We start from the raw sequence: 22,574 nt of genomic DNA, 5'->3' as shown, positions 1-22,574 counted from the left end.
CATGAGCCATCCTACCTTTATCACCGACATTGCCCGTCAGCACATCCGGATAGAAGGAGTGGACTATTCGGCCACAGAGGCCCGTGCCCGACAGGAAGGACAACCCAGTGTCCTGCAGGAAACCTTCTATGCCCGATACGGAGCGGAGAGTTTCCAAGCCTCTTTGGCCGATTTCCTGAGTGAATGGTTTGACGACCACAACACCGTACTGGTACACACTTCCGGTTCGACGGGAACGCCCAAACCGCTGCGGGTAGAAAAACAACGCATGATGCAAAGCGCCATGCTGACAGTCAGTTTTCTAGGATTGACTCCCGGCGATACGGCCCTACTCTGCATGCCACTGAAATACATCGCCGGAAAGATGGTTGTAGTCCGTGCGCTGGTGGCCGGATTGAACCTGCTGCCAGTCACTCCCAGCGGACATCCGCTGGCACAAACAAGCACTGCTCCCGTTTTCGCTGCCATGATTCCCATGCAGGTATTCAACACTTTGCAAGTGGCCGAAGAAAAAGAATGCCTTCGGCAAATCCGCCACCTCATCATCGGCGGAGGAGCCATCGATGCGTCTTTGGGAAAGCAACTACTGTCATTTCCACACGCCGTATGGAGTACGTATGGTATGACGGAAACCCTGTCGCACATTGCCTTGCGACGCCTCAACGGTCCGGAGGCCTCCGACTGGTACACGCCTTTCCCACACGTCAGACTGTCTCTTTCAGCGGAAAATACCCTGACCATTCAGGCCCCGGCTGTCTGCCCGGACATCCTGGCCACCAACGACATCTGTGAGTTCAATGCACAAGGACAGTTCCGCATTCTGGGACGGAAAGACAACACACTCAACACGGGAGGCGTCAAGGTACAGATTGAAGAGGTGGAAAATGCGCTGAAATCCTTTTTAGCAACTCCTTTCCAAATAACTGCCGTCACCGACCCTAAATTTGGGGAGCGCATCGTACTGCTGCTGGAAGACGAGGACGGCACCTGCCCGGAAACGGCCTTGAGAAAGGCATTCGATTCCCTTCCTCCCTATTGGCGACCCAAGCAAATCTTCCACATCCGGCAGTTGCCACAGACCGGAACCGGCAAGCCCGACCGGGCCACTGCACGCAGGATAGCCGAAGAAATCGCGAGACAAAAGGAGAAATAAGAAGCAAACCACTTGTTTATGAGCATTTGATTTTTTAACTTTGTTAAATATTCAAATGCTCATTTTTTATTGGACAACAAACTATGGAAGAATACACCTTTCTTGCCCCTCTGCTGCTGACCATCGGAGGGCTCATTATCGGAGCTATCCTGAAATCCTTGCTCAAGCACAGCCGACTTCCCTACACCGTCGGACTGTTTGCCATCGGAATCCTTGTCGGCGTACTGAACCGCACCGGAGTGTTCCAGTCGATGCCGGAACTGCACAGTGCCGTCAACTCTGTAGCCAACATCAATCCCGACCTGATTCTCTACCTGTTCCTGCCCATCCTGATTTTTGATGCGGCCTACGAACTCAACCTGCATATCTTCAAGAAGACCCTGGCTAATGCCACCCTGCTGGCTGCTCCTGGACTCGTCATCTGCATGCTGCTGACAGGCGCCTTCCTTATGGGCATCGCCACGTTTGTTCCCGGACTCGAATCATGGACCTGGGCATTTGCCCTCATGTTCGGTGCCTTAATCAGTGCCACCGACCCGGTAGCCGTCGTGGCCCTGTTGCACGAGCTGAAAACCAGCAAACGCTTCTCCACCCTCGTGGATGCGGAATCCCTGCTGAACGATGGAACAGGCATCGTGTGCTTCATGCTCTTCTTCGGGGCCTACGTATCGGGCGAAGCCAGCCACACCTCTCCTCTCGTCACATTCATTCAGGAAGTGGGCATCAGTACCCTGCTGGGATTCTTTCTGGCACGCATCGTCATCTGGTTCATCACCCGCATCAATTCGGAAGAAATGGTGCAGAACAGTGTCATCATCCTGGCAGCTTATCTCACGTTCATCCTCTCGCAATACTATCTCGGTGTGTCAGGCGTTATTGCCCTCGTAGCCTTCGGGCTGACCGTAACCTACGTAGGGAAACCACGGCTGAAGCCTCAGGTGAACACCTTCATGGAACATTTCTGGGAGCTGCTGACCTACATCGCCAATACGCTGATTTTCATTCTAGTGGGTATCGTCATCGCGGAAAAAGTGGACTTCTCCTGGAGTGCGCTCGGCATACTCCTACTCCTTTATGTCGCCCTCAACCTGATTCGCTTTGCCATGATTATGATGCTCTATCCGGTGATGAAACGGCTGGGATACGGACTGACCAAACGGGAATCGGTCATCCTCACCTGGGGCGGACTTCGCGGGGCACTGGCCATGACGCTGGCCCTGATGGTCTCCTATACCCCGGCCATTCCCGAGGATATCCGAAGTCAGGTACTGTTCTTCACAGCCGGCATTGTGACCCTGACCTTGTGCATCAACGCCACGACCATGCGAGGACTGCTGAACCGACTGGGACTGACACACATTCCTTCGGCTCGTACCATGCTGGAATACCGCATTGAAAAATCGGTTCGCGAAAATTCAGAAAAGTACTTGGAAAGCCTGAAGAAGAGAGAAGCCCTGGAGGGGGCTAACTGGAACAAGGTGGAAAGCTACATGACCAGCCGCCCGCAGGAACCGGCCAAGAATCCGCAGAACCAGGCCATGCTTCCGGAAATCCGTCTGCGCGTGCTGGATAAAGAGAAGGCAGTCTGCCGCCAGATTTATGAAGAAGGGGTTATTTCGAAAGTAGTCTTTCTGCGACTCATGAACTCATTGGACGAACTGTATGACCACGACGGGAAGTATCCGCTGAACATGCGGCACTCCATCTTCAAGTTCTGCCAACGGACCGATGTGCTGAACAGTCTGCGGGGACTTCCTTACCTCCAGAACTGGATGACCTTCTATTTCCGTGAACGCATCACGGTGGTCTACGACCTGGGTCGGGGATTCATCATCTTGCAGAAAGAAAGCCTGAAATTGCTGAACGACCTGACGTCGTCCGAATGGATTACCAGTGAACAGCAACCCGTACTGGAAGTCTTACGCGCAGAGATAAACGACAACATCACCCGTATGGGAACCTTTATCGGCAATCTGGCGAAGAATTTCCCGAAAGCATACGGGCACGCACTGACCGTCAAATCTATCCGTATGCTGCTGAGCAACGAACGCCGCACCGTGCGGCAGATGGTCAACAGCGGTATGTTGGCCGAAAAAGACGCAGAAAGACTGCTGAACGACATTGACGACCGCACGGACGGAATCAACTCCTTCAGCCATACCTTCACCGCATCTTTCCTGCGGTGGCTGTTCTTCATCAAGAAAAAGAAAATCTACCGCGTCTGAAAACAGCCTGCCTGTGCCCTTTCCTTATAGGGCACAGGTTCCTTGTCCGGCATAATCCTCGCCCACTTCTCCCTGATACTCCGGATGCCGTTGCAACCAAATGACAGCATACGAGCAAGTGGCCACCGCCTTCAATCCTTTACAACGGGCATAATCGTAGGCAGCCTTTACCAAAGCTGAGGCAATGCCTCTTCCTCCAATAGCTTCCGGCACAATGGTATGCCGTATGTCCAATCCTTCATCGTGAATCTGATACGCCACATGGGCCCGGTGCCCTTCCAGTTCCACATAAAACTCCTGCCGGGATTCATCATGCTTGATTTCCATAGCTGTCTGTTTTTTTATTCTCGATACAAGATAGAATTTTTCAAGTTTATGACCAAACAATCTCTGCAAATTTTATCAAGCGCCTTGATTCATACACCTCGTCACGTTCGTGTCAAGGTCTCATCACGAACGTGTCAAGGTCTCCGCACGAACGTGACAAGGTCTTCGCACGAACGAGTCGAGGATAATTTATCTTTACAGTCTGATTTCAAATTCTCGTCAATCAGCTTCTTTCAGCCAAAGTTTTTCCCTTTTCCCGAAGGTAAACCAAGTGTTTGGGACTTCCAATCAACTGGGCCGTATAGATACCCGTATGACCGGAAAACAGATAAGCTACTACACAGGCAATTCCTAAATAAATGCCCGGACCAGCCCCGAACAATTCAATTCCCATCAGCGTACAGGCTATCGGCGTATTGGTTGCCCCGGCAAATACGGCCACAAAACCGATTCCGGCCAGCAATCCCATGGGCAGAGGCACGATAGCCGACAAGGCACTTCCCAACGTAGCTCCCACAAAAAACAAAGGAGTCACTTCTCCTCCCTTGAAACCAACTCCGATGGTAAAGGTGGTAAACAACGTTTTCAACAGGAAATCATACCACATCTGCTGTTCGGAGAAAGAAGCCACAATGGTGGGAACACCCAAGCCGATGTATTTCGTGGTTCCCATCAGCCAGACAGCAACAGCTATCACCACACCTCCTGCCAGCGGACGCAATGGCGGGTAACTGATACGCTTGGCCACTCCCGACCAGAAACCGATGGAACGCGAGAACAGCATGGCCGCCAGTCCGAAAAGGATACCCACTGCCACAGTCCACAGCAGATTGCTTCCGTCAAGCGCAGGAACCTCCGGCATCACATAATGGGTATGCTCCACTCCCCAAGCATGACACACCATACTGGCTACCGCAGCCGAAAGGAAACTGGGCAAGATGGCCTCGTAACGCATACGGCCTACTACAATAACCTCCAGACCGAAAACGGCTCCAGCCAACGGCGTACCAAACACGGAAGCAAAACCTGCACTGATACCGATGGCTACCATCAACCGGTGGTCTCTGCGCCGCATGCGGAATAAACGAGAAAACTGGTCGGCTATCGCCCCTCCCATCTGCACACCAGTGCCTTCCCTACCGGCAGAACCACCAAACAAGTGCGTCAGTACGGTACCGACATATACCAATGGAGCCATCCGAAAGGGAATGATGTCGTGAGGAGAGCGGATTTCCTCTATCAGGTAATTGTTTCCCCTGGAAGCAGATCCGGCAAGATAATGATACATCAATCCAATAATCAATCCTGCCAATGGCAACAAGGCAATAATCCAAAGGTGGTGTTCACGATACTGCGTGGCCCATTCCAGCGACACTAGCAACAGGGCAGAAGCCGAGCCAATGCACGCACCGGACAAAACGGAAAGAAAAAGCCATTTAAACAAATAAAGAAATAAAGGAAATTGCTCAAATTTCCACCAATAATTCTGATTCTTCAAAGTCTTCATACTGTCTGTTATTTTCTTACATCCTACATTCTGGTCTTCGCAAAAACCAAGGCAGCCACTGCATAGGCCCGGATGCAAATACAATGCTTCCTGCCGGCCATTCGAAAAAGGCCCGCCTCGGCAGGAACTATCAGCTACTTCATTAGCGGTTTATCACAGGGAAGTTCCATTCCCTTGATTCGAAAATCGGTTGCAAAGGTATAATAAAATCCCTAACTACAAAAAAAACTGTTCCCCGACTCTCGTCGGAGAACAGCCACAACACAAACACAAAATAAAACACGACAAAACTACTATGCAAAAATACAACTCCCTGCCTGTTCCAAATGGAAGTCAGCTGTCACGATTAGCTATTCACATAGACAACCATCACAAGAGCTGTACATCACATATAACGTTGTAAAACGTATTTAGTTCAGTATTTTTTAATTTATTAATACTTTCAATTCTTTACATGATTCCTTTTTCACGCAAATGAACCTGCCATTTCCAGGCCGAACGCAAGGTATCTTCAATAGAAGTTTCAGCTTTCCAGCCCAGTTCTGCATTTGCATAAGCAGGATCAGCCCATACCTTCACGATATCACCCGCACGGCGCGGAGCAATCTGGTAGTTCAGTTTCACGCCTGTAGCTTCTTCAAACTTGTGAATCAGTTCCAATACGGAAAGACCGCGTCCGGTACCGATATTAAATACCTCCACTTTGTCTTTCTGTTTGTCATTCAAAATACGGTCCATCGCAATTACGTGTGCTTTAGCCAAATCTACCACGTAAATATAGTCACGGATACAAGAACCGTCCGGTGTGTCATAGTCGTCACCGAACACACTCAGCTTCTCACGGATTCCCATGGCAGTCTGTGTCAAATATGGAATCAGGTTCTGCGGTACACCGTTCGGAAGTTCACCAATCAAAGCTGTAGGATGTGCGCCAATCGGGTTGAAGTAACGCAACATGATGGCATGAATCGGAGAACCGGAGGCTACAGTATCACGGATGATTTCTTCGTTAATCTGCTTCGTATTGCCGTATGGAGATTCTGCCTTCTTGATAGGAGCCTCTTCTGTTACAGGCAATTTATCCGGCTGACCGTATACCGTACAAGATGAAGAGAAGATGATTCCTTTTACTCCATGTTTCGGCATCAGTTCCAGCAGATTAATCAATGAAACCAAGTTGTTACGATAATACAGCAACGGTTTCTGTACAGACTCACCTACAGCTTTGCTAGCTGCAAAATGAATAATTCCCTGGATTCCAGGATATTTCGTAAACACCGCATCCAGACCTGCCTGATCCAAACAATCCACTTTTTCAAAAGCAGGACGTACTCCAGTGATTTGTTCAATACTATCCACTACATCAGCACGTGAATTAGAAAGATTGTCCACAATTACTACGTCGTAGCCGCTATTCTGCAATTCAACCACAGTATGAGAACCTATGTATCCGGTTCCACCTGTCACGAGAATTCTTTTTTTCATAACACTAAGGTTTTCTTATATTTAACTCCTTTATTAAAGTCATTTACTATATGTCTACAAAAGTAGGAAAAAAGATTGAAATGTACACCAACCCGTCATTAAAAAATTAAAAAAGTGTTACCCAAAAGCTTTTCGGATAACACTTTTTAAGAGGTTATTCTATTAAAATGATAAAATCAGTTCAAGCCAAACAGCACAGCCAGTCCTTTATCTACTCCAGAGAATCCCATAAAGGCCATGGCCAGCAAACCAGCTGTCACCAAAGCAATAGACATGCCGCGCATGCCTTTCGGGATGTTGACCAGACTCAGCTGTTCCCGGATACCAGCAAATACAATCAATGCCAAGGCAAAGCCCAATGCGGTAGAGAAAGCATAAACCACACCTGTCAGCAAGTCATAGTTCTTCTGAATCACCAGAATGGTCACACCCAGAATGCAGCAGTTGGTGGTAATCAACGGAAGAAACACACCCAGTGCCTGATACAAAGAAGGTGAAACTTTTTTCAGGATAATTTCCACCATCTGCACCAAAGCTGCGATGACAAGGATAAAAGCAATGGTCTGCAAATATCCCAGTCCGAATGCATCCAGCACAAACTTCTGAATGACGTATGTCACGATAGTGGCCAGCGTCAGCACGAAAGCTACCGCTGCTCCCATACCCATAGCGGTTTCAACTTTCTTGGAGACTCCCAGAAACGGACAGATACCCAAGAATTGTGACAACACGATGTTGTTCACAAAGATTGCGGTAATAAATATCAATATATATTCCATATCTTTCTATTTTTAAGGGTTATGCTTTTTTCAAGCGGTTTACAATCGCAATAAGATATCCCAATACAATGAACGCACCGGGGGCCAGTACGAATATCAGCATTCCGTAATCTTCCGGCATAATTGCGATATTAAACAGCTTACCTGTACCTAAGAATTCACGCACTCCACCCAGCAAGGTCAAGGCAATGGTAAATCCAAGTCCCATACCCAATCCATCAAAGAAGGAAGAAACCGGATTGTTTTTGGCCGCGAAAGCTTCCGCACGTCCCAGCAAGATACAGTTTACCACAATCAACGGGATAAACAATCCCAAGGTAGCATACAGTGCCGGCACGTATGCCTGCATCACCATCTGCAACAAGGTTACAAACGACGCAATGACTACCACGAAAATAGGAATGCGTACCATATCCGGTACCAAGTTCTTAATCAGAGAAATCACCACGTTGGAACAAATCAATACGAACATCGTGGCCAATCCCATACCCATACCGTTGATGGCAGAAGAAGTTGTACCCAAAGTCGGACACATACCCAGCAGGAGTACAAACGTAGGATTCTCTTTTACAATCCCATTCATTAACACTTTAAAATTATTCATAGCCTGTCCTCCTATTCTTTAACGGGTTCTACATTCGTCGTATCTGCTTTTTCATATTCCCCGGCACCCTTTTTCTGCTGAGAAGCTCCACTGGCTCCATCCACATGCTGGTTCATATAAGCTGCATACGCATTGTTCACAGCCAGCAGGAAGGCACGCGAGGTAATGGTAGAAGCCGTAATGGCATCCACATCTCCACCGTCTTTGCTGACGGTCAAAGGTGCCTTGCCCGGGTTCTTCCCCGTGATATCGCCTTTGGCACCCTTCTTAAACCAATCGGCAGCCTTTGAACCCAGTCCTGGCGTTTCAGAATGACTCAAAAGAGAATAATCAATGATGTTTCCTTCATTATCGAATCCGACCAATACGGTCAATGTACCGCCAAATCCATTGGAAGCCGATTCTACTGCGGCCCCGATAGGTTTTCCGCCCTTTGTAGCTTTATAGATTTTATACGTTGCTCCATTGACTTCCACCGTTTCAGGAGCTTCAGCCGGATTATTATCAAAACCAGGAACCACCACTGCAATAGCATCGCTCAATGTCTTGGCGTTAGCCTGTGCAATCGGTTCTGCGGTCACATCGTTCACCCAACCCAGCAAACCTCCGGCCACTACGGAAAATCCGGTCAGTGCCAGAGCCATATTCTTTAAAGATGATTCTAGTTTTTTCATTTCTTCACTACCTCCCCGAAGCGTTTTGGTTTACAATAGGTATTAATCAACGGAGTAAATGCGTTCATGATGAAAATGGCGAACGACATACCTTCCGGATAAGCACCGAAAGTACGGATTACTACGGTCAGGAAACCGATGGCCACGCCATAAATCAGCATGCCCTTGTGGGTCATCGGCGAAGTGACATAGTCGGTTGCCATGAAAATAGCTCCCAGCATCAGACCTCCGGTAAACAGATGAGCAAACGGAGAAGCATACACCGTAGGATTTGCCAAATGCATCAAGCCTGAGAATACAAATACAGTGACCAGAATGGAAACCGGAATGTGCCAGGAAATAATCTTTTTCCACAACATATAGATAAGTCCCAGCAACAAGGCCAACGCACTCACCTCACCGATACATCCCGGATTGTTACCCAGGAACAAAGACATCGTATCAGGAAGCTGGCTCAAGGCATTGGCATCGCCATGTACGGCCATCTTCATCAAAGCCAGCGGAGTGGCTGCCGTTTCCGCATCCGTATAGCTGGTGAGCTGTCCTACTACCGGCCAGGAAGTCATCTGTACCGGGAAAGAAATCAACAGGAAAATACGTCCCACCAAAGCGGGGTTGAACGGATTGCATCCCAAACCACCAAATGTCATTTTTCCCACACCGATCGCTACCAGCGCACCGATGATGATAATCCACAACGGCAGGTTGGAAGGCAGGTTGAACGCCAGTAACACTCCGGTCAACGCGGCCGAACCATCGGTAATCGTGGTACGTTCACGCTTCAAGATATATTTGGTGATAGCCCATTCAAAGAACAAGCAGGCTATGACAGAAGTCAGTGTCACCACCACTGCTCCCAAGCCGAACATGTAGAAAGATACGAGCAAGGCCGGTATCAGCGCAATCAGCACGCCATACATGTTTTTCTGTACACTGTCGCCACTATGTACATGCGGCGATAAGGATACTATTAATTTGTTTGCCATAAGATTCTCCAATTATTTTTTTGCATTACGTGCACGGATGATACCGCCCACCTTACCTTTACCTAAACGGATGTAATCCAACATCGGACGATGAGAAGGACATGTAAACTGACATGAGCCGCATTCGATGCACGACATAATCATTTCGTGTTCCACTCGTTCCCAGTCGCCGTGAGCCGAGCAAGTGGCCAGCAGGAAGGGTTCCAAGCCCATCGGACAGGCATTCACACATTTTGCACAACGGATACACGGCTGCGGTTCTGCACGGCGTGCTTCCTTGTCGTTCATAATCAGCACACCTGAACTACCCTTACAGATAGGCACCTCAGTATTCACCAACGCCTTACCCATCATCGGACCACCACCGATTACTTTTCCGGTATCTTCCGGCAGTCCACCGGCTGCGTCTATCAACTGGCTCATCGGAGTTCCCATACGGGTCAGGAAATTAGACGGGTTCTTCAATGACTTACCCGTAACGGTCACCACACGTTCAAACAAAGGTTTGTTCTTCTGAACAGCTTCATATACCGCATACGCCGTACCTACGTTCTGCACTACAGCCCCCACGTTGATAGGGATGGCAGGAGGAGCCGGTACCTGACGACCGATAATGGCATCAATCAGCTGTTTTTCACCTCCCTGCGGATATTTCACTTTCAAAGGTACGACTTCGATACCCGGATAAGCTGCTGCTTTCTGAGTCATCAGCTGAATGGCATCCGGTTTGTTGTTCTCAATACCGATATAAGCCTTGTTCACTTTGGCTGCCTTCATCAGAATTTGCACACCCACCAGAATCTCGTCGGCTTTCTCCAACATCAGGCGATGGTCGGCCGTCAGATAAGGTTCACACTCTACGGCATTGATGATTACACATTCGGCCTTGCATCCGGGAGGAGGAGTCAGTTTCACATGGGTAGGAAAGCAGGCACCACCCATTCCCACGACACCGGCATTCTTAATTTTAGCCACAATTTCTTCGGGAGTCAGGTTACATTCCTTTACCAACTCCGTACTGCGGTCAATCGATTCTTCCCACTCATCACCTTCCACATCGATAAATATGGCAGGTTTACGATAACCACTTGCATCAATCACACTGTCTATCTTATTCACCTTACCGGAAACGGAAGAGAAGATAGCAGCCGATACAAAGCCACCCGCTTCGGCAATCTTGGTTCCGACTTTCACTACATCGCCTTTTTTCACGATGGCAGTGGCGGGCGCACCAATATGCTGAGACAACGGGAATACGGCTTGCTTAGGAAGTGCAAGCGTCTCTATGGCTTTCCCGGCTGACAATTTATTTTCTGCTGGATGAACTCCACCAATTCTAAACGTCTTCACTGTTATGTTATTTAGTATTATACAATTATAAGATTAAGCTTCGGTGTTTTTCGGAGCTTCGTCAGCCGGAGTGACTGTCGGACTTACAGTTTCCTTCTTTACAGCTTCTGGCTTGGCAGGATTAGCTGCGGGCTTTTCTGTGGCCGGCTTTTCTGTGGCCGGAGCCTCAGCCTTCGGTTTGCGAGGAGGGAAATTTACAGCAATAATCGCATGCTGCGGACATTCCATTTCACACTTGCGGCAAGATTTACATTTTGCCGGATCAATATAGGCCAGGTTATTTTCCAAAGTAATGGCTTCAAACGGACACACCTTTACACACTTGCCACAACCAATGCAGGCAGCCGCACAAGCTTTACGTGCTACAGCTCCTTTGTCTTTATTGACACACTGTACGTAAACTCTCCGGTTGTTCTTTCCTTTCGGACGAATCTCAATGATGTTACGCGGACAAGCTTTGCTGCAAGCCCCACATGCTGTACATTTGGACTCGTCCACTTCCGGAAGTCCCGTCTCCGGATTCATGTGAATGGCATCAAACTGGCAAGCTGACACACAATCTCCGCATCCCAGACATCCGAACGTACATCCTGTTTCACCTCCAAAAGTGGAATTGGCTACCACACACGAACGCACGCCGTCGTACTGAGTCAGTTTCGGACGATTGGCGCAAGTCCCGTTACATCTCACTACCGCCACCTTCGGTTCGGAAGCAACCGCCTCCAGTCCCAAGATGCTTGCCACTTTCTCCATCGTAGGCTGACCGCCCACCGGACACATTTTTCCTTCCAGAGAACCAGCCTTCACACAAGCTGCAGCAAAACCGGAGCATCCCGGAAAGCCACATCCACCGCAATTGGCCTGAGGAAGCACTTGGGCAACCTGTCCAATCCGCGGATCTTCATACACAGCAAATTTCTTGGAAGCCACGTACAAGATAACAGCTGAAATCAAGCCTATGGCACCCAGTGAAATCACTGCAACCAAAATTAAACTCATAATATAAAGTTAGTTTATTAATTATTAATTGATTCCAAAACAAATACAAAAGTACGTCTGAATTTTTCCCGGCAAACGAAAAGTATCAGATAATAAGGTATAAGCATACATAAAGCAATAAGCGAAGAAACCGCCTCATCTCCTCCCGTAATCCACATGGAGACAAAAAGCGAAACGAGCAACACCGCAAAGGGAAAAACGAAAGCCCACATGACCGCTTTCATACCCAAAGATGCCGCTCCGCTTATCATGACCTGACTTCCAATTTGGCAGTCAAGCCCTTCCTTATTGTATACATCTATCAGTTTTTCTTTAGACTCAGCCGCACTGCAATGCCCATTTATGCTGCATGAAGAGCAGGCAGAAGTCTGTACAATCCTTACTTTCAGGTAAGAACCATTGATGCTTTCCACAATACCTAGATGTTTTATTGTATTAGTCATTTTTGCAAACCATACATTACAAATGTGTGGCAAATGTACGATAAATATTGTTTTGTTGGTAACGCTAACGGAGAAAATCTGTTTAAAAAAAGTAAATTTACAGGGACAGCCTTGTACCCCAAATAGCTGCCCCTCTTCATTTCCCGTCAGTCTACAATAGAATAGCCGGCTTGCAGCAGCGCATTCCGAATCTGCGCAATATGCTCCGCATTACGTGTTTCCATGACCAGCCGCAGGAAACAGGCTGTCACATTACTGTTATTGTTGTTTCGTTCATGCAAAACAGAAATAATGTTTCCACCCAAGCGGGCGATTATAGCAGCTACTCCCATCAGTTCTCCCGGCCTGTCATGCAAATCGAGTGTCACCGTATAGGAGCGTCCGGACATATCCAATCCACGACCAATCACACGACTCAAAATAGTCACATCAATATTGCCACCTGAAACCACACAAATGGTTTTCTTGCCTGCCACCGGTACCTTATTGAACATAGCCGCCGCTACAGAAACAGCACCCGCTCCTTCCGCAATCAATTTCTGCTGTTCCATCAATGCCAGAATAGCCGCACAAATTTCATCTTCCGTCACCGTCACAATTCCATCCACATACTTGCTGCACAACTCAAAAGTATGTTCCCCCGGCTCCTTCACTGCAATTCCGTCGGCCACTGTAGCCACCGACGCAAGACACTCCCGCTTGGCATGCTCTATGGAGCGCAACATGCTGGGAGCTCCCTGAGCCTGCACGCCATACACCTTTACATTAGGATTCAGCGACTTTAAGGCATAAGCCACACCTGATATCAATCCGCCACCTCCTACGGGCACGATAACGACATCTACATCCGGAAGCTGATTCAGCAATTCCAAGCCAATGGTTCCTTGCCCGGCAATGACATATTCATCATCAAAAGGATGAATGAATGTGTATCCCTTTTCCTCCTTCAGTTCCAAAGCTTTTTTATACGCATCATCATATACCCCTGGCACCAGGCAGACCTCGGCACCGTAACGCTTAGTAGCTTCTACTTTCGAGATAGGAGCACCTTCCGGCAGACAAATCAACGACTTGATTCCATGTTTGGTAGCTCCCAATGCCACTCCCTGCGCATGATTTCCCGCAGAACAGGCAATCACACCTTTCGCCTTTTCCTCATCTGTCAGCCGGGATATTTTATAACATGCCCCCCGCAATTTAAAGGAACCGGTATATTGCAGATTCTCCGGTTTCAAATAAATCTGACTTTCAGGATTTATCTGAGGAGCATAAATCAAATCAGTTCTTCGTATTACATTTTTCAAGGCAAATGAAGCCCGATAAATACAATCCAATGTTAACATAAAGATATTCTTTTATTATTTTCGCGTGCAAATGTACAAAAAACATTCAACTTTAAAAGAATAAATCCGACAAACACAAAAAAAAAGCATCCAGATAGGAAATCCCATCCGGATGCTTTTTTTTTACAAATTATCATTCAAGGACTGTTGATCGATACCTTTTTCTCCCAATCTGAATCGAAGCTTTAACAAAATACTTCTACTTCGTTTAAAACAGGCAGACTTACTGATATGCAACTCTTCACTTGCGCGCCGGTAGCCCAATTTATGAAAGAAGACATAATCAATCAATTTACGCTCCGTTGAGGAGAGTTCCATGATTGCTTCTGTTAATACTTCACAAGCATGATTATACATAAAAGAAACAATCAAAGGTCGACTTTTATATTTATACACAAAATTCGAAAAGCCATTGCCCATAAAAATAATCCGAGGTTCTCTCTGCTTCTTGCGATAATAATCACGTACCATATTCATGGCAATGGTCAATACCCATGCTCTAAAACGCCCTCTTTCATGATAAGATTTATCAAAAGCTTCAAGTGCTTTCAATAATATCTCCTGACGCAAATTATGCGCGTCATCCAAATTATGAATATGCGACTTGACATACACATCCACCATCAATATGCATTTCTGAAAAAGTTCTTTTTTTTCTTCTTCATTCAGTTCAGAACGATCAGAGTCCAATACAGGACAACTTAAATGATTATACTGCCCCATCTCTTTAATTTTTATATCTCACTGTTTTTATATTACATTCATTTGAATAAAAAAAGCAAGATGGTTAATACTCGTGTTTTTTAATAATAGATTTAACAACAATTTTAAAAAGGTACCTATCGTCAATCATTCTAAAACCTCTTATTTCACTAACAAAACTAAGCATTTATATTTGTAAATACAACAAATCAGGCAAATAATTTCATATTTTTTTTGCTGAATGGATAAAAAAAGAAGCATCAAAAAGGCAAGATTCTGCCTTTTTGATGCTTCCATATCGCAAATTAATACTTAATCCAGCTTCAACACTGCCAGAAATGCTTTCTGAGGCACTTCCACTGTACCAATTTGCTTCATTCGTTTTTTTCCTCTTTTTTGCTTTTCCAACAGCTTACGTTTACGGCTCACGTCACCTCCATAACATTTGGCCGTCACATCCTTTCGTACTGCCTTGATGGTTTCACGCGCAATAATCTTGGCCCCAATAGCCGCCTGGATAGCAATTTCAAACTGTTGACGAGGAATCAGCTCCTTCAGTTTTTCACACATCCGCCGTCCCAAATCGTAAGCATTGTCAAAATGAGTCAAGGTAGACAATGCATCCACCGACTCTCCATTCAACAAGATATCCAACTTCACAAGTTTGGAAGGACGGAAGCCCGACTGATGGTAGTCGAACGAAGCATATCCCTTGGAAATACTCTTCAGTTTGTCATAGAAATCAATTACGATTTCTCCCAAAGGCATCTTGTAATGCAGTTCCACACGATTTCCGGAAATATAGTCCTGCTTCACCAGTTCACCCCGCTTACCCAAGCAAAGCGTCATAATCGGACCGATATAGTCGGTTGCTGTAATGATGGAAGCATCAATATAAGGTTCTTCAATGTGATCAATTAAGGTCGGATCGGGCATACCACCCGGATTATGCACTTCCTGCACCCCTCCCTGCTTATCATATACCATATAAGAAACGTTCGGCACCGTAGTAATGACATTCATATCAAACTCACGGTCCAGACGCTCCTGTACGATTTCCATGTGGAGAAGCCCTAAGAAACCGCACCGGAAACCAAATCCCAGTGCCAAAGAAGATTCAGGCTGAAAGGTCAGAGACGCATCGTTCAGCTGAAGCTTCTCCAAAGAAGCGCGCAAGTTTTCATAATCTTCCGCTTCTATCGGATAAACCCCGGCAAACACCATCGGCTTCACTTCCTCAAATCCGTCAATTGCCTTGTCACACGGACGGTCAATATGCGTAATGGTATCGCCCACCTTCACTTCTCTTGAAGTCTTGATACCCGAAATGATATAACCTACATCACCTGTACGGAGTTCTTTCCGCGGTACCATGTCCATCTTCAACACTCCCACTTCATCTGCCACATATTCTTTCCCAGTATTGAAGAACTTCACTTTATCACCCGTACGGATAATTCCGTTCTCCACTTTAAAATAAGCTATAATTCCCCGGAAAGAATTGAACACAGAGTCAAAAATCAATGCCTGCAACGGGGCATTTTCATCTCCCTGAGGAGCCGGAATCCGTTCTATCACGGCCTGTAAGATTTCTTCCACACCCATTCCGGTTTTTCCAGAGGCACGAATAATCTCTTCACGCTTGCAGCCCAGCAAATCGATGATTTCATCCTCCACTTCTTCCGGCATCGCACTGGCCATGTCACACTTGTTCATCACCGGAATAATTTCCAGATCATGTTCCAACGCCATATAAAGGTTTGAGATGGTCTGAGCCTGTACCCCCTGCGAAGCATCCACTACCAGCAACGCACCCTCACATGCCGCAATGGAGCGAGACACCTCGTATGAAAAGTCCACATGCCCCGGAGTGTCAATCAGGTTCAGGATATATTTCTCACCTTTATAATTATACTCCATCTGAATGGCATGACTCTTGATAGTGATTCCACGTTCACGCTCCAAATCCATGTCATCCAACATCTGTCCTTCCGTAATTTTGATGGTCTGCGTGTATTCCAGCAAACGGTCGGCCAAAGTAGACTTCCCGTGGTCAATGTGTGCAATAATGCAAAAGTTTCGGATATTCTTCATATATAATATTACAACTTATCAAAATTATTGTGCAAAGATAGGCAAAAAAAGAGATTTTTGTGTATGTTTGCCACTGAAACTAATCATAAAACATAAATAACACGTATGAAAAAAACATGGATTATTCTCATCGCAGTAGTCGCTGTGTTAGTAATTTACTGCGTCAGTTCGTATAATTCTTTGGTTACTCAAGAAGAAACCGTAGGCACTGCATGGAGTAACGTGGAAAACCAGTACCAGCGTCGTTCCGACTTGATTCCAAACCTGGTCAATACCGTCAAAGGTTATGCCGCCCATGAAAAGGAAACTTTCGATGCCGTAGTGTCTGCCAGAGCCAAAGCTACCCAGATGACCATCGACATTGACGACCTCACTCCGGAAAAGATTGAAGCCTATCAAAAAGCACAAGGCGCCGTAGGCAGTGCGTTGAGCCGCCTGCTTGCCGTGACAGAAAACTATCCGGAGCTAAAAGCCAATGAAAACTTCAAGGAGCTGCAAGCTCAATTGGAAGGAACCGAAAACCGCATCAGTGTGGAACGCCGGAAATTCAACGAAACGGCCCGCGAATATAACACGAGCATCCGCCGTTTCCCGAAAAACATCGTAGCCGGCCTGTTCGGATTTGAGAAGCGTCCTTATTTCGAAGCAGAAGAAGGCAGTGAGAAAGCCCCGGAAGTAAAGTTCTAAACCGCGGACTTCCTCATGAAACGTTATTTTTCACTTGGACTGTTCTTTTTACTGACTGCATTTTTCTGCCATTTACAAGCAGAAGGATACAAGGTGGAAGACATTCCCATGGTACACTTGCAAAACCGTGCACGGTATGTAAGTAATCCCGACGGTGTGTTAAGTGAGGCTGCCGTAGCCGCCATGGATACCACCCTTTTTGCCTTGGAGCAGAAAACCGGCATCCAAACATTGGTCGTGGCAGTCCGCCAGATAGAAGGAGGCGACTGCTTTGACTTCGCTTACCAATTGGGTGAGAAAAACGGAGTCGGTCAGAAAAACAAGGACAACGGACTGGTCATCTTGCTGGTCACCGAAGAACGGTGCATCCAGTTTGCCACCGGATATGGTCTGGAAGGCATCCTTCCCGATGCCATTTGCAAACGTATCCAGACCCGCTACATGAATCCTTACCTGAGCAAAGGCAACTGGGATGCCGGTATGGTAGCAGGAGTCCAGGCCATACGCCAGATACTGGACAAGAGTTCCGGTTCCCCCACCCCTCCCGAGGGAGAATCCGACAATCTCCTGCTCTTCATTGTGCTGGGATGCTGTTTCATTCTGGTTCCTGCCCTACTCTGGCATTCGGTACGCCAACGAAACAAATGCCCCAACTGTCACAAGCATACCCTGAAACAGGTTTCCGTACGTACGATTTCCCGTGTAGGAGGCGTGCGTACCGAAGAAGTCACCTACCTCTGCAGCCATTGCGGCCATGTGCGCCGCACCCAGCGGAAAGTCAATGACGATGATTTCCACCACCGGGGCGGAAACGGAGGCCCTTTCCTGGGAGGACCGTTCTTTGGCGGAGGCTTCGGAAGAGGCGGAGGCTTTGGAGGTGGCTTCGGTGGCGGAAGTTTCGGAGGAGGGAGCTTTGGCGGAGGAGGTGCCGGAAGCAAATTCTAAAGACAATCACAATTATACTATACAACCATGTACAACAACACTTTTGGAAATATCTTCCGTCTCACCAGCTTCGGTGAGTCACACGGAAAAGCCATAGGCGGTGTCATCGACGGATTTCCCGCAGGCATTGCCATCGACATGGAGTTTGTGCAACAGGAACTGGCCCGCCGCCGACCTGGCCAATCTTCCATCACAACCGCCCGGAAAGAGGCCGATGAGGTAGAATTCCTTTCCGGAATCTATGAAGGTGTATCTACGGGCTGTCCCATTGGATTTGTCGTATGGAACACCAACCAACATTCCAACGACTATGACAACATGAAAGAGGTATTCCGTCCTTCACATGCTGATTTCACCTACACGCAGAAATATGGTATACGCGACCATCGGGGAGGCGGACGTTCCTCTGCCCGTGAAACCATCGCCCGCGTAGTAGGAGGCGCCCTCGCCAAGTTGGCCCTGAAGCAGTTGGGCATCCGCATCACTGCCTTCACCTCACAGGTAGGCACTTTCAAGCTCGACAAAGATTATACCAAGTATGACCTGAGTACCATCGAAAACAATCCCGTACGCTGCCCCGACCAGGAACTGGCCAAGCAAATGGCCAATTACATCTACCAGACCAAAGGGGAAGGTGATACCATCGGCGGGGTCATCAGCTGTGTCATTCAGGGATGCCCTATCGGACTGGGACAGCCGGTCTTCGGCAAGCTTCATGCCGCTTTGGGCAATGCCATGCTCAGCATCAATGCCGTCAAAGGCTTTGAATACGGACAAGGTTTTGGACACATGGAGATGAAAGGCAGCCAGCAGAACGATATCTTCTACCGCGAGAACGACAAGATTGCTTTCCGCACCAACCGCTCCGGAGGTATCCAGGGAGGCATCAGTAACGGACAAGACATTTATTTCCGGGTTGCATTCAAGCCGGTAGCTACCGTACTGATGGAACAGCCCACGGTCGACATCCACGGCAATGAAACCATTTTAAAGGCACGTGGCCGTCACGACCCCTGCGTCCTGCCTCGTGCAGTACCCATTGTAGAAGCCATGGCAGCCATGACCATCCTCGATTATTATTTGCTTAACAAGACAACCCATTTATAAATAAAAACCGCATGGAAATCAAACAATACATACAAGCAAACGAAGCCCGGTTCCTCGACGAACTGTTCAGCCTCATCCGTATCCCCAGCATCAGTGCACTGCCCGCACACAAGGAAGACATGCTGGCCTGTGCCGAACGCTGGCGCCAATTGCTGCTCGAAGCAGGAGCCGACGAGGCCATGGTGATGCCCTCCGATGGACATCCGCTGGTCTATGCCGAAAAACGTGTCAGCCCCGATGCCCCCACCGTACTGGTATATGCACATTATGACGTGATGCCGGCCGAACCGCTGGAACTGTGGAAAAACCCGCCTTTCGAACCGGAAATACGCGACGGACATATCTGGGCCCGCGGAGCCGACGACGATAAAGGGCAGTCGATGATTCAAGTCAAAGCCTTCGAATACCTCGTACGCGAAGGCCTGCTTCACCATAATGTAAAATTCATCTTTGAAGGAGAAGAAGAAATCGGTTCTCCCAGCCTGAATGCCTTCCTGAAAGCCCACAAGGAACTGCTGAAAGCCGATGTCATTCTGGTGTCCGATACCAGCATGCTGGGCGCAGACCTTCCCTCCCTCACCACCGGACTGAGAGGCCTGGCTTATTGGGAAATCGAAGTGACCGGCCCGAACCGTGATCTCCACTCCGGACATTTCGGTGGAGCCGTAGCTAACCCCATCAACGTGCTCTGCGACTTACTGTCCAAAGTTATCGATGCAGACGGTCGCATTACCGTCCCCCATTTCTATGACGATGTGGAAGAAGTGCCGGCTGCCGAACGCGAGATGATTGCCCAAATTCCGTTCGACGAAAAGAAATACATGGAAGCCATCGGCGTGAAAGCCCTGAAAGGCGAAAAAGGCTATTCTACACTGGAACGCAACAGCTGCCGCCCGTCATTCGATGTCTGCGGTATCTGGGGAGGATACACCGGTGAAGGCTCCAAAACGGTCTTGCCCTCCAAAGCCTACGCCAAAGTATCCAGCCGTCTGGTTCCCCACCAGCAGCATGAAAAGATTTCCCAATTGTTTGTAGACTACCTCACCCAGCAGGCCCCCGACTATGTACAAGTAAAAGTCACTCCCTTGCATGGTGGTGAAGGATATGTCTGCCCCATCCACCATCCGGCCTATCAGGCAGCCGAAAAAGGGTTTGAGAAAGCTTTCGGCAAGAAACCTCTGGCCGTTCGCCGTGGAGGAAGCATCCCTATCATCAGCGACTTCGAACAGATACTTGGTATCAAAACCATCCTGATGGGATTCGGACTGGAAAGCGATGCCATCCATTCCCCGAATGAAAATTTCTCGCTCGATATTTTCAGGAAAGGAATAGAAGCCGTAGTGGAGTTCCACTTACAATATAAATAAACCAAAGAGGCCGTCTCAAAATGAAATATAATTTGAGATGGCCTTTTTTGTGTCTGCAAAAAAAATCGGGCAAGCCCAAACTTCGCTCAGTCAGGACTTGCCCGTCTCCCTAATTTTTCGTACCTTAGGGAATCAAGCAATATATCCCAAAGATAATGTTTAAAAACTATACCTCCAACGATAATCTGCTTTTACCTCCGTGTTTAGGCGATTTTATTCCCCAGAACGATCCGGTCCGGGTTGTTCACCGTATCATTGAACAGATCAGCCTGGAAGAACTTTACCGCAAGTACTCCGTCAAAGGCTGTCCGGCCTACCATCCCCGCATGATGCTGCAGATTCTGGTATATGCCTATCTGCGCAATATCTATTCCAGCCGCCGCATTGAGGAGTTCTGCCGCAATGACATCCGCTTCATGTGGCTGACCGGTACCAGGACGCCTGACCACAACACCATCAACCGTTTTCGCAGCAGCCGGCTGAAGGATGTACTCAAGACCGTCTTCGCCACCATCGTGAAGTTCCTCGTGGCGGAGGGCTTTGTAAGTCTGGACGTGGCCTGCACCGACGGGACGAAGATGGAGGCGAACGCCAACCGTTATACGTTCGTCTGGGGCAAGTCCATCCACACCCGCATCTCCAGAATTGCGGAACAGCTTGAGGAGATATGGCGGTACGCCGAGTCCGTCACCAAGCAGGAGCTGCGCGACTCCGCTCCCGTCACTTACCAGGACATCACCCCCGAGAAGGTGGAAAGGGCGCTGGAACAGATACATGAAGCTCTGGAGGGAACGGATGCGGACCGGAAAGTGAAGGCCAAGGTCCGGCGCGTGAGGAAGGCATGGCCCGAACAGCTGAAGAAATACGAATCCCAGGGAAAGATTCTCGACGGGCGCAACAGCTACTCCAAGACAGACCCCGACGCCACGTTCATGCGGATGAAGGAGGACCACATGAGGAACGGGCAGCTCAAGCCCGGATACAACCCGCAGGTCAGTACCAACGGACAGTTCATCCTGAACTATACCCTCCACCAGTGTGCCGGTGACACCTCCACCTATCCCCTGCACATGGAAGACTTCCATTCCCTGTACGGCAGATATCCTGACGTGTCCGTCTGTGACGCCGGGTACGGAAGTGAGGAGAACTACCTGTACGCCTTCAGGCACGGCATCGAAACCTTCATAAAGTACAACTATTTCCACAAGGAACAGAAAAGGAGCTTCAGGAATGACCCGTTCCTGTCTGCCAACTTCTATTATAATGAAGAAACCGACGGCATGTACTGTCCGATGGGACAGAGGATGGAAAGACTCTCCGATGTAAAGCGGACGACAGACAACGGTTTTGTACAGACCATCTCAAGGTACAGGGCACGGAACTGCAAGGGCTGCCCGTTAAGATGCCGGTGTCACAGAAGCCGGTCGGAAAGGATTGTGCAAGTGAATCATCGGCTGAGAAAAATCAAGGAAAGGGAACGTGAGAAACTCCTCTCTGCGGAAGGTCTTAAATACCGGAGCCAGCGGCCACAGGATGTGGAAGCCGTATTTGGAAACCTCAAGAACAACAAGCACTTCAAGAGGTTCCATCTCCGTGGGCTGAAAAAGGTGGAAATTGAATTTGGCCTGCTGGCCATAGCACATAATCTTGCAAAAGTAGCCTCTTAGGAGGCTTCTGACGGGGGGAAAACGGTTTAAAATGATGAAATTTGCAGGAGGAAACTTGGATACTCCTTTTTTGAGGAAAATCCAAACAACTTCAATCTGAGATGAAACGACAGAGGCCATCTCAATTCAT

Annotated in this window: 20 protein-coding genes and 1 riboswitch; of the genes, 7 read left to right on the top strand and 13 right to left on the bottom strand. The window is 48.1% G+C overall.

Annotation, left to right across the window (positions count from 1 at the left end; all coding sequences use genetic code 11):
- Position 1 precedes the first annotated feature (1 nt).
- Positions 2–1,153, top strand: coding sequence for an AMP-binding protein (locus OIM59_RS03775; RefSeq protein WP_303895157.1), 1,152 nt, complete (start codon positions 2–4; stop codon positions 1,151–1,153).
- 83 nt (positions 1,154–1,236) lie between these two features.
- A complete protein-coding gene (locus tag OIM59_RS03770) occupies positions 1,237–3,378 on the top strand; it encodes a sodium:proton antiporter (protein WP_303895154.1) in 2,142 nt (713 codons plus the stop codon).
- Between the two features lie 24 nt (positions 3,379–3,402).
- On the opposite strand, the gene OIM59_RS03765 is transcribed toward OIM59_RS03770, so the two are convergent.
- The 13 genes from OIM59_RS03765 to lepA form a co-directional block, all read right to left on the bottom strand.
- Positions 3,403–3,705 (bottom strand): GNAT family N-acetyltransferase, encoded by a 303-nt coding sequence (locus tag OIM59_RS03765; protein ID WP_022354393.1) that lies wholly within the window; start codon positions 3,703–3,705, stop codon positions 3,403–3,405.
- Positions 3,706–3,928: 223 nt separating this feature from the next.
- Positions 3,929–5,212, bottom strand: a complete 1,284-nt coding sequence (locus tag OIM59_RS03760; protein ID WP_299172536.1) for a voltage-gated chloride channel family protein — start codon at positions 5,210–5,212, stop codon at positions 3,929–3,931.
- Between the two features lie 114 nt (positions 5,213–5,326).
- Positions 5,327–5,395: riboswitch (Fluoride riboswitch) on the bottom strand.
- A 267-nt stretch (positions 5,396–5,662) separates the two neighbouring features.
- Positions 5,663–6,697: a UDP-glucose 4-epimerase GalE gene (gene galE / locus OIM59_RS03755; protein ID WP_299167657.1), complete on the bottom strand. Its 1,035-nt coding sequence runs from the start codon at positions 6,695–6,697 to the stop codon at positions 5,663–5,665.
- A gap of 176 nt (positions 6,698–6,873) precedes the next feature.
- Positions 6,874–7,476 (bottom strand): electron transport complex subunit RsxA, encoded by a 603-nt coding sequence (rsxA, locus tag OIM59_RS03750; RefSeq protein ID WP_072542009.1) that lies wholly within the window; start codon positions 7,474–7,476, stop codon positions 6,874–6,876.
- 19 nt (positions 7,477–7,495) lie between these two features.
- The gene (rsxE, locus tag OIM59_RS03745) at positions 7,496–8,080 is read right to left on the bottom strand and encodes an electron transport complex subunit RsxE (protein WP_072542008.1); all 585 of its coding nucleotides are present in this window, start codon (positions 8,078–8,080) and stop codon (positions 7,496–7,498) included.
- 11 nt (positions 8,081–8,091) lie between these two features.
- Positions 8,092–8,754 carry an RnfABCDGE type electron transport complex subunit G gene (locus tag OIM59_RS03740; protein WP_299167662.1) on the bottom strand — a complete coding sequence of 221 codons (663 nt, stop codon included), beginning with the start codon at positions 8,752–8,754 and terminating at the stop codon, positions 8,092–8,094.
- Entirely contained in the window at positions 8,751–9,740 is a 990-nt protein-coding gene (locus OIM59_RS03735; RefSeq protein WP_072542006.1) for an RnfABCDGE type electron transport complex subunit D, read from the bottom strand. Before OIM59_RS03735 ends, OIM59_RS03740 begins: the two co-directional genes overlap by 4 nt.
- Before the next feature lie 12 nt (positions 9,741–9,752).
- A complete protein-coding gene (rsxC, locus tag OIM59_RS03730) occupies positions 9,753–11,090 on the bottom strand; it encodes an electron transport complex subunit RsxC (protein WP_299167665.1) in 1,338 nt (445 codons plus the stop codon).
- A gap of 33 nt (positions 11,091–11,123) precedes the next feature.
- Entirely contained in the window at positions 11,124–12,089 is a 966-nt protein-coding gene (locus OIM59_RS03725) for a Fe-S cluster domain-containing protein (protein ID WP_299167669.1), read from the bottom strand.
- A gap of 17 nt (positions 12,090–12,106) precedes the next feature.
- A complete protein-coding gene (locus tag OIM59_RS03720) occupies positions 12,107–12,532 on the bottom strand; it encodes a SoxR reducing system RseC family protein (protein WP_299167671.1) in 426 nt (141 codons plus the stop codon).
- A gap of 146 nt (positions 12,533–12,678) precedes the next feature.
- Positions 12,679–13,875, bottom strand: a complete 1,197-nt coding sequence (gene ilvA, locus OIM59_RS03715; protein WP_299167674.1) for a threonine ammonia-lyase — start codon at positions 13,873–13,875, stop codon at positions 12,679–12,681.
- A 123-nt stretch (positions 13,876–13,998) separates the two neighbouring features.
- Positions 13,999–14,598, bottom strand: a complete 600-nt coding sequence (locus OIM59_RS03710) for an RNA polymerase sigma factor (protein WP_303895139.1) — start codon at positions 14,596–14,598, stop codon at positions 13,999–14,001.
- 291 nt (positions 14,599–14,889) lie between these two features.
- Positions 14,890–16,671 carry a translation elongation factor 4 gene (gene lepA / locus OIM59_RS03705; protein WP_148329532.1) on the bottom strand — a complete coding sequence of 594 codons (1,782 nt, stop codon included), beginning with the start codon at positions 16,669–16,671 and terminating at the stop codon, positions 14,890–14,892.
- Between the two features lie 105 nt (positions 16,672–16,776).
- On the opposite strand from lepA, the gene OIM59_RS03700 reads away from it, so the two are divergent.
- From OIM59_RS03700 to OIM59_RS03680, 5 genes are all read left to right on the top strand, one after another.
- Positions 16,777–17,358, top strand: coding sequence for a LemA family protein (locus OIM59_RS03700; protein WP_299167683.1), 582 nt, complete (start codon positions 16,777–16,779; stop codon positions 17,356–17,358).
- A gap of 15 nt (positions 17,359–17,373) precedes the next feature.
- A complete protein-coding gene (locus tag OIM59_RS03695) occupies positions 17,374–18,303 on the top strand; it encodes a YgcG family protein (protein ID WP_299167685.1) in 930 nt (309 codons plus the stop codon).
- Between the two features lie 27 nt (positions 18,304–18,330).
- Positions 18,331–19,410, top strand: a complete 1,080-nt coding sequence (aroC, locus tag OIM59_RS03690) for a chorismate synthase (RefSeq protein ID WP_299167687.1) — start codon at positions 18,331–18,333, stop codon at positions 19,408–19,410.
- An 11-nt stretch (positions 19,411–19,421) separates the two neighbouring features.
- Positions 19,422–20,777, top strand: coding sequence for a dipeptidase (locus OIM59_RS03685; protein ID WP_299167689.1), 1,356 nt, complete (start codon positions 19,422–19,424; stop codon positions 20,775–20,777).
- A gap of 155 nt (positions 20,778–20,932) precedes the next feature.
- A complete protein-coding gene (locus OIM59_RS03680; RefSeq protein ID WP_303895133.1) occupies positions 20,933–22,444 on the top strand; it encodes an IS1182 family transposase in 1,512 nt (503 codons plus the stop codon).
- Positions 22,445–22,574: the final 130 nt, after the last annotated feature.

Origin of the sequence: Bacteroides mediterraneensis, assembly GCF_025993685.1 — a bacterium.
Taxonomy (GTDB): Bacteria; Bacteroidota; Bacteroidia; order Bacteroidales; family Bacteroidaceae; genus Phocaeicola; species Phocaeicola mediterraneensis_A.
The sequence above is the reverse complement of the archived record's forward strand: the minus strand, read 5'-3'. Positions and strand labels throughout refer to the sequence as shown.